Raw genomic sequence first — 12,490 nt, 5'->3', positions numbered from 1 at the left:
CACCCTAGGGGGCGGCCCCGGCGGCAAAGTTGATGTATATCAACCCGAATGCAAGTAGTTGGCGGCATAAATAGCGCCTTCATCCCCTTAGGGGTACGCCCCGAATAAAAATTAAATCAATTTAAATCAACGAATTAGAAAAAATCACGCCGCTACTCTCACCGCTTCACCGTCCCGCCGGAAACTAATGGGTACTTCATTCGAGGTATGGGGTTATGCTCAGGGATAATCAAAAATACGGCTGAATCGTTACTTGTTTACCCCGTCGCCGCCTTCTCCCCCTGAGTTTCAGCGGCGCCAAATGCCAGGAACCCGCGCTTATGAAACGCCTGTTGGCCCCGCTTTCGATCGTGAATCAGGTCGCCCTGCTGATGTTGCTGTCGGGCATTCTGGGCGTGGCCGGCATGGGGATTTCCGCCTGGATGTCGCAAAGCATTCAGGGCAATGCGCACGCCATCAACAAGGCCGGCTCACTGCGTATGCAAAGCTACCGTCTGCTGGCGCAGGTGCCGCTGGATGAACGGCATGAAGCGTTGATTCACGAACTGGAGCGCGACGAAAACAGCCCCGACCTGCAGCGCTCGGTGGAGCAGGAAGGGTTGACGCAACCTTTCGACGCCTTGCGCGACTACTGGCAACAGACCCTGCAACCACGCCTGCGCAGCGCGCAGCGCCCGGCCGACGCCGCGCCGCAGGTGGCGCACTTCGTGCAGCTGCTGGATAAGCTGGTGTCGGATATCGACAGGCAAACCGAGCGCCGCCTGCTGATGGTGACGCTGGTGCAGGCCGGCTTCATCGCGCTGACCCTGCTGCTGCTGATCGGCACCACCTGCTACCTGCGCCGCCGGTTGCTGCATCCGTGGCGACAGCTGGTGGAAATGGCGCTGGCGGTGGGCCGCGGCGATTTTAGCCGCCGCTTCGCGCAGCGCGGGCACCAGGATGAAATGGCGTCGCTCGGCGGCGCGTTGAACACCATGTCTGACGAACTGTCGGCCACCTACAGCGGGCTGGAGCAGCGCGTGGCCGAGAAGACCGCCGACCTGCAGCAAAAGAATCAGGTGCTGAGCTTCCTTTATCGCGCCAGCCGCCTGCTGCACGCCAGCGAGCCGCTGTGCAGCCGCCTGACGCCGCTGCTCAACCAGCTGCAAACCCTGACGCCGCTGCGCGCCATTCAGGTGCGACTGTATGAAAACGACAGCCGGGAACCGCTGCTGCAACTGAGCGGCAACCAGCCGCTGCGGCCGGAGCATTGCCATAACCCTGTGTGCAGCGCCTGCCTGAACGACAGCGACCGCCAGCATCCCGACAATCCGTCGCTGAGCTGGAGCCTGAGCGACAAGCTCGGCGACTACGGCGTGATCGTGGCACAGCATGCGCCGCAACAGCCGCTGAACGATGAGCACCGCCAGCTGATCAACACCCTGGTGGAGCAGCTGACCAGCGTGCTGGCCATCGAGCGTCAGGTCGACCATCAGCAGCAGCTGATGCTGATGGAAGAACGGGCAGCGATCGCCCGCGAGCTGCACGACTCCATCGCCCAATCGCTTTCCTGTCTGAAAATGCAAATCGCCTGCCTGCAGATGCAGGGCGAAACGCTCTCTTCCGCCAGCCAGGCGCTGGTGCAGCAGATGCGCGAAGAGCTGAACGGCGCTTATCGCCAGCTGCGCGAGCTGTTGACCACCTTCCGCCTGCAACTGACCGAACCGGGCCTGCTGGCGGCGCTGCAATCGACGGTGGCGGAGTTCAATCCCAAACTGGGCCTGACCATCAGCCTCGATTACCAACTGGGGCCACGCACGGTGCCGGCTTACCAGGCCATTCACCTGCTGCAGATCGCCCGCGAGGCGCTCAGCAACATCCTTAAGCATGCCGCCGCCAGCGAGGTGAGCATTCAGGTCATCAACAAGCGGGGCGAAGTGACCCTGAGCGTATGCGACAACGGACGCGGCCTGCCGGCCGAGACGTCTCGCCCCGACCATTACGGCTTGATCATCATGCGCGATCGCGCCAAGAGCCTGCATGGCCGCTGCGATATTTTACCGCGCAGCGGCGGCGGCACCGAGGTGCGGGTCAGCTTCACGCCGGATAACCACGCCATCGACTAACGGAGACACCATGACGACAGAAACCGCCGCCACAATCTTACTGATAGACGACCACCCGATGCTGCGCAACGGCGTAAAACAGCTGATTGGCATGGACGCCCGCCTGCAGGTCATCGCCGAAGCCAGCAACGGTGAACAAGGGGTCACGCTGGCGGAGCAGCACGATCCGGATCTGATCCTGCTCGACCTGAACATGCCCGGCATCAACGGGCTGGAAACGCTGGATCGCCTGCGCCAGACCGACCTGTCGGGGCGCGTCGTGGTGTTCAGCGTGTCCAACCATGAAGACGATGTCGTCAGCGCGCTCAAACGCGGCGCCGACGGCTATCTGTTGAAAGACATGGAGCCGGAGGATCTGCTGAAGGCGCTGCATCAGGCGGCGGCCGGGCAGATGGTGCTCAGCGAAACGCTGACGCCGATCCTCGCCGCCAGCCTGCGGGAAAACCGCCCCAGCGCCGATCGCGATATTCAGCAATTGACGCCGCGCGAGCGGGATATCCTGAAGCTGATCGCCCAGGGGCTGCCGAACAAGCTGATCGCCCGCCGCCTGACCATCACCGAGAGCACCGTCAAGGTGCACGTCAAACACCTGCTGAAAAAGATGAAGCTAAAATCCCGCGTCGAGGCCGCGGTGTGGGTGCTGCAGGGTAAAAACGGTTAATCGCCGCCGTACAGCGGCCCGGTTTGCGCCGGGATCGGCGGCGGCGTCAGGGTTTTGATCGGCAGCAGGCTCGCATCATCACCGGCGGTCGCCGTCAGCGGCGGCGCCACTTTCAGCTCTATCCAGTTGGAGGTCACGCGCTGCTGCTTTTCGTCCTCCAGCGTGACCGACAGCCGGTAGCTGTTGGCGGCGCCCGGCGCGTCGTCCCACGGCGGCACGATCGCCGTCCAGCCCTGCGGATCGTTGGCGTTGTGCGGCGGCGTCAGGCTCAGCGCCTGCGTATCCCCCTGCCAACTGACGTGAGCGATGCCGTTCAATGCCTTGATTTCCAGCACCAGCGGCACGGTTTCCCCGGCCTGCAGACTCCACGGCGGCGTGGCCAGGAACACCTGCAGCGTTTTGCGCTGGCGGAACTCCAGCACCGGCACGTTCTTGCGTTCGATGGGATCGTAGCGGCTGCCGCGCAGCGACTTGGCCTGCGCCACATACTCCGGCGAAATCTGCTTCGCCAGCGGCACCCCGAGCCGATAGCTCAGCGCCAGTTCGACCTGATCCTGGCTCTGCCCGCCCGCGCCAATCTTATGCAGCGCCTTCATCGTCACCAGCGGCACCGGCGTGTAATTGAGCCCCAGCTGCATCGCGCGCGGATCGTTTTGTTTTTTGCCGCTGCCAAACAGATCGACATTATCGCCCAGATACTGCTCATAGCTGAGCGAACCGCCGATCTGGCGATAAAACGGCAGATAGCCTTGCGTCGTGATGTCGTAACCGCGCGCCGGACGGCTGAAAAACACGCCATCGCCGGGCTGTTGCGCCAGCGCCGACAGCGGGTAGTAATAGTTGGTGGAGAAACGCAGGTAGTCTCCCCAGGCTTCCGCGCCGACGCTGCCGCGATTGCGCTGCCGGGCGAAATCGCTGTCGAGCGCCGTGTTGTAACCCAGCAGCCAGTCGCCGACGATCCAGCGCTGCCCCAGCGCAAAATTGCCGAGCGCCCCGGCGCTTTGCTGCAGCCAGCCGATCTGGCTGTAGGTCAGCAATCCGTCGACGTCGTACAGCGGGCTGAATAACTGCCCGTTGCTGCCGGTAAAGTCCCCCTCACCGGTCATCTTCAGCGATAGCCGGGCGGTGCCCAGCGGCGACAACAGCTCCTGCGCCTGTTGCTGCAGCGTGTCGGCCGCCTGGCCGAGCAGGTAATCCTCGGCGCGGCTGCGCATCTGCTGACGGGAAACGTTATTCAGATCTTTTTCGCCAAACTGCTTGGCCATCTCGGCCCACTGCTTCTCGCGCGCGGCATCGTCGGGCGCACCGCCCAGCTCCGGCAAACTCTCGGCCGGATCCGCGGCTTGCCGTTCGGAAGAAATAACGGCGTCCGGCGCCGGCGGGGATTCGGCGCACACGGGCGCCGCGCCGGCCAGCCACACCAGCGGCCCGGCCAGCCAGGCCGCCCGGCGGCGGCGCCAGAGTCGTTTTTTGATTTTGATGAGTCCAGCCTGAATTTCGTCTTTCATGACACCGTTGGCCTCCCTCCCTCCTGGAGCATGCCAACCCACTGCTTTGCTGCCGCCTTTCCCGCGGCAGATCTGAAAAACCTTACGTCCCGGCCTGTCGGGGCGCCTCTCCCTTAAAGCCTAACGGCTTGACGAGCAGAAACAATAGGATAAACCCCAATCACCTCTCAGTGACGCCGTCACTTACGCCATTAGCCGCTCCATTCCGGCCGCCAGGTGAATTCACACCCTTTTAGCGCCGATTTTGCCGATAAAAAGCGCAGCAACCCACTGCTGCGCGCCACCGCGCATGGCATTGTATCACTCTGCAATACCTAAAGTGGCAATGCGCACGACTGCGCATTTCTCACAATCCACCGCATTTCACTCCGATGAAATACGCATTTTGCCGTTATTTTAAACATCTGTTTCACGACTGACGGAGCCTTGATGTTTCTTTTCTCACTGTGGCACGCGCTGTTTTTTACCGCGCTGCTGTCGGCAGGAATGGTCGCCTTCGCGCTCATCACCCGGCTGGAGCGAACGGCGGCCGTGCGCGCCAGCCCGCCGAGATTGCGCCGCCGCAGCCTGCTGCTGACGGCCTTGGGTGTGGCGTTGGCGACGCTGCCTTTCGTCCCGCCGGCAGCACACCGGCTGTGGTTACCGCCGGCCGCGGCGCTGCTGATCGCCCTGGCCTGGCTGGACTGGCGCCACCGCTGGCTGCCGGACCGGCTGACCCAGCCGCTGCTGTGGGGCGGGCTGTTGTGCAATCTCGACGCTCGCTGGGCGCCGCTGGACGATGCGGTTATCGGCGCCGCCGCCGGCTACGGGGCGTTGTGGCTGCTCAACGCGCTTTATCGACAGCTGCGGCGGCGTAACGGCATCGGCCAGGGCGACTTCAAACTGCTGGCGGCGCTGGGCGCCTGGCTCGGTTGGACGATGCTGCCGCTGCTGGTCTGCCTGGCGGCAATGTTCGGATTAGGCATGGCATTGGCGCGCGGCCTGCGCAACCGTCGCGCCTGGCGAACGCCGCAACCTTTCGGCATCGCCTTGGCGGCCGCCGGCTGGCTGTTGCTCTTGCTGGACACAGGCCAGAACGCGCCGGCGTTGTTCGGTGAGTTCCTCAGCGTCTCGATCAGCCGATTGAGCAATCCGGCCACTTCTGCCGTGCTGGCCGTTGCCGGATTGGCCAGTGGCTGGAAACCATAAAAACTGTTCCGGCGTCACAACCTCACCGGCGGCGAGCCAGGTTGCCGCGCGCTCCACTGAAGCGTTTCCGTTATTGTCCATAATATCTCCTGAGGTGATGTGTCCGCCTCATTGCGGACAACCGCGCTGAAAGACGTAAACAACACCGCCTTTCAGCGCCAATTTATCAGCGCCATGTGAGCACGTTATGAAATTTCATTTTATTTCATCCTGACAAAACCTCTCACGATTCCAGGTTGCAGCAGCAAGCGATTTCACGCACGGGCGGCCTTTGGCGCGATAGAAAGCTCGGCCAGGCGCGCGGCGTTGGCGCTACTTGCTGACCCGATCCAGATACAGCATGCTGTTGGCGATATCCAACCGGGCACCTTTGACGTTGTCGCGCAATGCCACCAGCGTTTGCCCCTGCAGCGCCACTACATAGGGCGAGCTGGCCTGCAGTTCCCGTTGCAGCGCGGCATAACGTGCGCGGCGCGCGGCGCTGTTGCCCTCTGCGGCCGCGGCACGCGTTTCCGCGCTAATGGCGGGAATGCCCCACTGGGTGCGCCAGGCCAGGGTTTTCGGCCCACCGGGCACGTTGTAGGCAAAGGCGCTGGCGTTGGTGTTCGGATCCAGGTAGTCGGCGCCCCAGTAGGTGAAGATCGCCTGAAAATCGCGGCCGCGCATTTTGCCCCACAGGTCGCTCTCCACCACCGGATGGATATCCAGCCGCAGCCCGGCCTGCGCAAAGCTGGCCTGGAGCGCCTGCGCGATGTCAGTGTACGGCGGCTGATTGATGACGATAAGATCGAGGCGCGTACCTTCGGCAATACCGGCATCACGCAGGATCTGTTTGGCTTTGCCCACGTCGAGCGTAAACGGCCGATCGTCGAGCGCCCCGTCCAATCCCTGCGGCAAGAAGGCCTGATGCACGCGATATTGCCCTTTCAGCAGCTGCTCGGCGATGCTTTGATAATCCACCAGCCAGCGCGCCGCCCGCCACAGCGCCGGATTGCCCAGCGCCGGGTTGTCTTTGCTGCCGGTGTTGAAACCGAGGTAATAGACCCGGGGCGCATCGGCCTGCTCAATGCGCACGCCAGACGCGTTGCGCAGCGAGTCGAACTGGTCAGCGCCCAGATCGTAGGCCACGTCGGCATCCCCTTTCAGCAACAGCAAACGGCGGGTGCCGGCGTCGCTGACGTTCTTGAACAACACCGTTTTCAGCCGGGCCGGCGACGGCGCATAGTCGTTGCGGCCAAACAGCAGCGCTTCGTGCGGCACATAGTTGCTCACCCGATACGGGCCGCCGCCGGCGGAATGGCCGCGCAGCCAGGCATTGCCGTAATCCCCCTGCTGCGCGTGCTCGTTCAGCAGCTTTTCATCCACGATCGAGGCCACATTCGCCGTCAGCAGCCGCAACGCCAACTCGCTGCCGATGTTGGCGGGCCAACTGAGTTGCACCTGGTTATCCCCCACCTTCTTCAGCTGCTGCTCAACGTTATCCGGCGTCCAGCCAAACTCACCGAGAATAAACGACGGCGCCTTGTTCAGCTTCACCGCGCGAACCAGCGAGAAAATCACGTCTTCGGGCCGCAGGGGATTGCCGGAAGCGAAGCGCTGCTGCGGTTTCAGGGTAAAGATCAGGCTGTGGCCATCGGCGCCCGCTTGCCAACTGGCGGCGGCGTCCGGCGCCAGCGTTTGCGGCGCACCGCGATCCGGCGCCACCAGGCGCTGATAGAGGTTGACCAGATTGGCCGAGCTGACGGTTTCAAAACTCTCCGCCGGATCGAGGCTGATAATGCCCTCCAGCGAACTGACCACCACCAAGGTGTCCTGCGGGGTGGCGGCCTGCGCACCGAACGCGGCCACCAGCGCGCCATACAATAAGGTTGGGATTAACCGTTTCATCGATACACTCTCCACTATCACGCGGTTGCGCTGTTTTTCGAGTGTAGGGGGTAAGAATTAACGGAAGAACGACGATAAATTGCTTTATTTATTACCAGGATGGATATGCCCGCCGCGTTGGCGGGCATAGGGTCAAACGATGATGCGGCCGTGCGCCATCGCCACCGAACGATCGCACATGTGGTCAATCACGTCCGCATCGTGGCTGACCAGCACCATCGTCAGATCGCCCGCCTGTTTCAGCTCGTTGAGCAGGTTGAGGATCTCCGCCTGCACCGACATGTCCAACGCCGAGGTCGGTTCATCCAGCAACAGCAGCTTCGGCCGCAGCAACAATGCGCGCACGATCGCCACACGCTGACGCTGGCCGCCCGACAGCTGATGCGGGTAGCGCTCCAGCAGGCGCGGATCCAACCCCACCTGGCGAAAACCCGCGCTGATTTTACGTTCGATGTCGCTTTCCTGCAGCAGTTTGAGCGGCTCCGACAGCGTACGCAAAAGCCGGTGCTTGGGGTGTAGCGAAGCATAGGGATCCTGAAACACCATCTGCACCTCGCGCCGCAGTTCGCCGGTAAACGCCTGGCCCGGCTGCAGGCGCCGCCCCAGCAACTCAAAGCCGCCCTGCCAGCTGCCATTCAGCCCGGCCAGCACCCACAGCAACGAGGACTTGCCGCAGCCGGAAGGCCCCACCAGCCCGAAACACTCGCCCGGTTCGATGCGCAGGTTAACCTCATGCACCACGGTGCGCAGTTCGTAGCCCTGGCGGTGACTGACGCTCAGGTTCTCCAGTGCGATCACGCTCATTTCAACGTCTCCAACAGCGCGCGATCCAGCACCGGCAGCGGTTTGCCGCGCGTCTCGCGGCTCGGCCGGCACGCCCACAGCGTGCGGGTATAAGGATGCGTGGCCTGCGCCAGCTCTGCTGCCGGCAGCTGATCCAACAGCTCGCCTTTGTACATCACCAGCACCCGCTCGCAGTGGTGCGCCACCTGCTGCAAATCGTGGCTGATCAGGATCAGCCCCATATTGCGTTGCGCCACCAGGTTTTCTATCAGCTGCAGCACCTGATCGCGCATCTGGTGATCCAGCGCCGAAGTCGGTTCGTCGGCAATCAACAGCTGCGGATCGTTGATCAACGCAATGGCCAGCATCACCCGCTGCCCCATGCCGCCGGAGAGCTGATGCGGATAGCGGCGGCACAGCGCAGCCGGATCGGGCAAGCCCACCGCCGCCAGCATCTCCAGCACTTTTTCACGCCGCTCGGCGCGGCTCAGCTTCGCATGCAGCACCAGCGGCTCCTCCACCTGACGGCCGATCGGCTGATTGGGATTCAGCGCATGCTTGGGATCTTGCATCACCATCGCCACCCGGTCGCCGCGCAGCCGGCTCCACTGGCGCTCGCTCAGGCGCGTCAAGTCTTCATCGCCCAGCGTCAGGCGCTGCGCCTGCAGCTGCAACGGCGGCGGCAATAGCCCCATCAGCGCACGCGCGGTCAACGATTTGCCGGAGCCGGACTCACCGACCAGCGCCAGCCGCTCCCGCCCCATGCTGAAGGAAATATGCTTCACCAGCGCCACCGGCTGTGGTCCCGGCACGCCGATCGCCAACCGTTCGACGGTCAATAAGGTGTTATCAGTGCCCATGACGAGGATCCATTTTGTCGCGCAGGCCATCGCCCAGCAGGTTAAACGCCAGGCTGGCGAACAGGATCGCCCCGCCCGGCGCGGCGGCGACCCACCATTGGTCGAAAATCACTTTACTGCCTTCGGCCACCATCGAGCCCCATTCGGCGGTCGGCGGCGCGACGCCCATGCCGAGGAACCCCAGACCGGCGGCGGACAGGATGATGCCGCCCAGGCTGAGCGCTGCGCGCACCACCGCGCTCGGCAGGCATAAAGGCAAAATATGGCCGACCATCAGCCGCAGCCCGTTGATGCCCTGCATGCGCGCCGCCGCCAGGTAATCGCTGCGGCGCAGCGCCAGGGTTTCGGCCCGCGCCTGGCGGGCAAAGGCCGGCCAGCTGGTCAATGCCAGCGCCAGCGCGCCGTTCATCAGCCCCGGCCCCATGACCGCCACGAACGCCAGCGCGATCACCAGGCTCGGCAGCGACAGAAAAATGTCGGTCAGGCGCATCAAAATGCGCTCTACCCAGCCGCCGAGGTAACCGGCGCCAATGCCGACCAGCAGGCCGATGGGAATGGTCAACACCAGAATCAGCGACACCAGAATCAGCGTCGGCCGCGCGCCGTAAATCACGCGGGAGAGCAAGTCGCGGCCAAAACCGTCGGTGCCCAGCCAATGTGCGGCGGAAGGCGGCAGTAACCGCAGCTCGATATGCTGCAGATTGGGATCGAAAGGCGCCAGCCACGGGGCCAGCAGCGCGGTGACGATCAGAATCGCCACCAGCGCCGTGCCCAGCGTCAGCGTGGTCAGGCGCCGGCCACGGCGGTAACCGACGGCCGGCTCGCTTTGCGGTTCGTGTTCAGAGAGATATTGGCTCATCGGGTTCGCGGATCCACTAAATAGGTCAAGGCGTCGGCCAGCGCATTCAACAGCACGAAACAGGTGCCGATCAGCAGCGTGGCGCCGAGGATCGCCGGCGTATCGGCGGCAAACAGCGCCGAGGTCAGGTAACGCCCGACGCCGGGCCAGGCGAACACCGTTTCGGTCAATACCGCGCCCTCCAGCAGGCTGGCGTAGGAGAGAGACAGTACGGTGATCAGCGTGCCCAGCACGTTGGGAAACACATGGCGCAGCAGAATGCGCAGGCGCCCGGCCCCCTTGGAACGCGCCAGCGTCACGTATTCCTTGTTGCACTCTTCCAGCATCGCCGCCCGCAGCAACCGAGTAATGCCCGCCATCGACAACAGCGCCAACGCCACTACCGGCAACCACAGGTGGCCGATGGCGTTGTAGAACATGTCGCGATCGCCGGACAGCCAGCTGTCGATCAACACGAAACCGCTGCGCGGCTCCATGCTGTACAGGTAGATGTCGTCCAGCCGCCCCGGCCCCGCCGACCAGTGCAGCGTGGCGTAGAACAGCAGCAGCCCGAGCAGGCTCAGCCAGAAAATCGGCACCGAATAACCGATCAGCGACAGCAGACGCGCCGCGTTATCCAGCCAGCTGCCCGGTTTGAGCACCGCCAGAAACGCCAGCGTAATGCCGCCGAGGGCGCCGAGGATAATGGCGCAGGTGGCCAGCTCCACCGTCGCCGGGAAGGTACGCAACAAATCGCTCAACACCGGCTGGGCGGTGATGCGCGAAATACCCAAATCGCCGTGCGCCAGGTGCACCAGATAACGCCAAAACTGCACCGGCAACGGCTGATCCAACCCCAACTCATGCCGCACCTGTGCGTAGGTGGCTTCGCTGGCATGATCGCCCGCCACCTGCAGCGCCGGATCGATCGGCGCCAGATGCGACAGCATGAAGGTGAACAGCAGCAGGCCAAGCAACGTCAACGCCAGCGACAGCGCGCCGCCGAGCAGCCGCCCGCCCCAGCGCCAATACCGCCGGGCCGCCCCGGCGGAGGCGGACAGTTCAGCGGCCATTACTTGCTGACCTTGCTGTAGAACACCATGTCAGGGTTGATGCCCTGCACATAGCCCTTGAGGTTGTCGCGCACCGCAATCAGGCTGCGCGCCTGCAGGCCGATGACGAACGGCGAGCTTTGCTGCACCTGTTTTTGCAGTTGCTGGTAGTCGGCCACCCGTTTGGCGGTGTCGTTTTCCGCGGTGGCGGCCAGCGTCAGCTTGCTCAGCGCCGGGATCTGCCAGTTGGCGCGCCAGGCCAGCGTCTTGCTGCCGTCTTCCGGGTTGTAGGCGAAGGCTGCGGCGTTGGTGTTAGGGTCGAAATAATCCGGCCCCCAGGAAGTCAGCGTCGCATCGTAGTTAAGCGTTTTCACCTTGGTGGAGACCTGCGAGCTAATGCCCGGCACCAGTTCCACCTTCACGCCGCCCTGGGCAAAACTGGCCTGCAACGCCTGGGCGATATCCAGGTACGGCGGCTGGTTGTTGACGTCCAGACGGAAACTGACGTTGCTGAGCCCCGCTTTGGCCAGTATTTCTTTGGCTTTTTGCGGATTGAAGCTGTACGGCTGATCCTTGAGCGCACCCAGATAACCGTCCGGCAGGAATGCCTGATGGCTCTGGAACTGCCCTTTCAGCAGATCGTCGGCGATGCCTTGGTAATCGAACAGCCAGCGCGCCGCCTCCCAGAACGCCGGATTGCCGAGCGCCGGCGACGCCTTGGCGTTGAACTGCAGGAAATAAAGCGAGGCGTAAGGAATGGCCAACGGTTTGACGCCCGGCTTGCCCTTCAGGGCCGCCATCTGGTCTGCCCCCAGGTTGCGCGCGATATCGGCATCGCCCTGCTCGATCAGCAAACGGCGCGCGGCCGGATCGGGCACGTTTTTGATCAGGATGGTTTTCAGCGTCGGCGCCCCTTCCGGCGAACCGGGGTTGGCGTCCAGCACCACCACCTCGTGCGGCACATAGGTGCGGATTTTGTAAGGGCCGCTGCCGGCGGAGTGGCTGTTCAACCATTGGTGCCCCAGATCGTCGCCCTGCTGGTGCGCCAGCGCCTCTTTGGCGTCGACGATCGACGATACCGGCGCCGACAGCAGGCTGAGCACGAAGGCCGGGCTGACGTTTTCACTCCAGCTGATTTTTACCTGGTGGTCATCCACCTTGCTCAAGTGTTGCTCCACGTTCTTCGCGTTCCAGCCCAGCTGCGTCAGGATAAACGACGGCTCCAGATTCAGTTTTACCACCCGTGAAAGCGAGAAGATCACGTCTTCCGGCCGCAGCGGATTGCCGCTGGCGAACCTGGCGTCCGGGCGCAGGCTGAAAGTCAGGCTGCGATTGTCGGCGCCGACCTGCCAGCTGCTGGCCAGGGTTGGCTTGAGATCGATAGGGTTGTGCGGATCGGACTGGATCAGACGCTGATACAGGCTGTTGAACGACTGCACCGTGGTTAACTCAAATCCCTGGGCCGGGTCAAAGCTGACCACGTCATCGATAGACTGCGCGATCACCAGCGTGTTGGCCGGCGTCGCCGCCTGCGCGTTAACGCTGGCCGCCACGGCTAAAAACAGCAAAGAAGGAACGAGCGCTTTCATCTGAAACTCTCCAAGCGGA

The 12,490-nt window shown here is 63.3% G+C and carries 10 protein-coding genes; 3 read left to right on the top strand and 7 right to left on the bottom strand.

The window, feature by feature from the left end; all coding sequences use genetic code 11:
• Positions 1 to 320 precede the first annotated feature (320 nt).
• Together narX and narL are read left to right on the top strand one after the other, a co-directional pair.
• On the top strand, positions 321 to 2,105 hold the full coding sequence (gene narX / locus ACF8MC_RS01445; RefSeq protein ID WP_060421467.1) for a nitrate/nitrite two-component system sensor histidine kinase NarX: 1,785 nt from the start codon (positions 321 to 323) through the stop codon (positions 2,103 to 2,105).
• Positions 2,106 to 2,115: 10 nt separating this feature from the next.
• Entirely contained in the window at positions 2,116 to 2,766 is a 651-nt protein-coding gene (gene narL / locus ACF8MC_RS01440) for a two-component system response regulator NarL (RefSeq protein WP_016927346.1), read from the top strand.
• Here the strand turns inward: narL and ACF8MC_RS01435 are convergent.
• On the bottom strand, positions 2,763 to 4,274 hold the full coding sequence (locus ACF8MC_RS01435; RefSeq protein ID WP_033653663.1) for a YchO/YchP family invasin: 1,512 nt from the start codon (positions 4,272 to 4,274) through the stop codon (positions 2,763 to 2,765). The genes narL and ACF8MC_RS01435 overlap by 4 nt on opposite strands.
• 429 nt (positions 4,275 to 4,703) lie before the next feature.
• Between ACF8MC_RS01435 and ACF8MC_RS01430 the strand changes: the two genes are divergently transcribed.
• Positions 4,704 to 5,462, top strand: a complete 759-nt coding sequence (locus ACF8MC_RS01430) for an A24 family peptidase (RefSeq protein WP_080434111.1) — start codon at positions 4,704 to 4,706, stop codon at positions 5,460 to 5,462.
• A 312-nt stretch (positions 5,463 to 5,774) separates the two neighbouring features.
• On the opposite strand, the gene ACF8MC_RS01425 is transcribed toward ACF8MC_RS01430, so the two are convergent.
• From ACF8MC_RS01425 to ACF8MC_RS01400, 6 genes are all read right to left on the bottom strand, one after another.
• On the bottom strand, positions 5,775 to 7,349 hold the full coding sequence (locus ACF8MC_RS01425; protein WP_060418932.1) for an ABC transporter substrate-binding protein: 1,575 nt from the start codon (positions 7,347 to 7,349) through the stop codon (positions 5,775 to 5,777).
• A 132-nt stretch (positions 7,350 to 7,481) separates the two neighbouring features.
• Entirely contained in the window at positions 7,482 to 8,153 is a 672-nt protein-coding gene (locus ACF8MC_RS01420; RefSeq protein ID WP_033634942.1) for an ABC transporter ATP-binding protein, read from the bottom strand.
• Positions 8,150 to 8,992: an ABC transporter ATP-binding protein gene (locus tag ACF8MC_RS01415; RefSeq protein ID WP_033653661.1), complete on the bottom strand. Its 843-nt coding sequence runs from the start codon at positions 8,990 to 8,992 to the stop codon at positions 8,150 to 8,152. Before ACF8MC_RS01415 ends, ACF8MC_RS01420 begins: the two co-directional genes overlap by 4 nt.
• The gene (locus tag ACF8MC_RS01410) at positions 8,982 to 9,851 is read right to left on the bottom strand and encodes an ABC transporter permease (RefSeq protein ID WP_043147604.1); all 870 of its coding nucleotides are present in this window, start codon (positions 9,849 to 9,851) and stop codon (positions 8,982 to 8,984) included. The genes ACF8MC_RS01415 and ACF8MC_RS01410 overlap by 11 nt, the downstream gene beginning before the upstream one ends.
• Complete coding sequence (locus tag ACF8MC_RS01405) at positions 9,848 to 10,903, bottom strand: ABC transporter permease (RefSeq protein WP_033647742.1); 1,056 nt, start codon at positions 10,901 to 10,903, stop codon at positions 9,848 to 9,850. Before ACF8MC_RS01405 ends, ACF8MC_RS01410 begins: the two co-directional genes overlap by 4 nt.
• Positions 10,903 to 12,471, bottom strand: a complete 1,569-nt coding sequence (locus ACF8MC_RS01400) for an ABC transporter substrate-binding protein (RefSeq protein ID WP_039565559.1) — start codon at positions 12,469 to 12,471, stop codon at positions 10,903 to 10,905. The genes ACF8MC_RS01405 and ACF8MC_RS01400 overlap by 1 nt, the downstream gene beginning before the upstream one ends.
• Between the last annotated feature and the right edge of the window lie 19 nt (positions 12,472 to 12,490).

It is taken from the genome of Serratia sp. LACPHL-BACT-2024-00286 (assembly GCF_043109535.1).
Taxonomy (GTDB): domain Bacteria; phylum Pseudomonadota; class Gammaproteobacteria; order Enterobacterales; family Enterobacteriaceae; genus Serratia; species Serratia sarumanii.
This window is presented reverse-complemented; position numbering and strand designations above follow the sequence as displayed.

Coding starts and splice junctions, on each gene's coding strand:
- narX (WP_060421467.1), top strand. CDS start 321: ATGAAACGCCTGTTGGCCCCGCTTTCGATCGTGAATCAGGTCGCCCTG.
- narL (WP_016927346.1), top strand. CDS start 2,116: ATGACGACAGAAACCGCCGCCACAATCTTACTGATAGACGACCACCCG.
- ACF8MC_RS01435 (WP_033653663.1), bottom strand. CDS start 4,274: ATGAAAGACGAAATTCAGGCTGGACTCATCAAAATCAAAAAACGACTC.
- ACF8MC_RS01430 (WP_080434111.1), top strand. CDS start 4,704: ATGTTTCTTTTCTCACTGTGGCACGCGCTGTTTTTTACCGCGCTGCTG.
- ACF8MC_RS01425 (WP_060418932.1), bottom strand. CDS start 7,349: ATGAAACGGTTAATCCCAACCTTATTGTATGGCGCGCTGGTGGCCGCG.
- ACF8MC_RS01420 (WP_033634942.1), bottom strand. CDS start 8,153: ATGAGCGTGATCGCACTGGAGAACCTGAGCGTCAGTCACCGCCAGGGC.
- ACF8MC_RS01415 (WP_033653661.1), bottom strand. CDS start 8,992: ATGGGCACTGATAACACCTTATTGACCGTCGAACGGTTGGCGATCGGC.
- ACF8MC_RS01410 (WP_043147604.1), bottom strand. CDS start 9,851: ATGAGCCAATATCTCTCTGAACACGAACCGCAAAGCGAGCCGGCCGTC.
- ACF8MC_RS01405 (WP_033647742.1), bottom strand. CDS start 10,903: ATGGCCGCTGAACTGTCCGCCTCCGCCGGGGCGGCCCGGCGGTATTGG.
- ACF8MC_RS01400 (WP_039565559.1), bottom strand. CDS start 12,471: ATGAAAGCGCTCGTTCCTTCTTTGCTGTTTTTAGCCGTGGCGGCCAGC.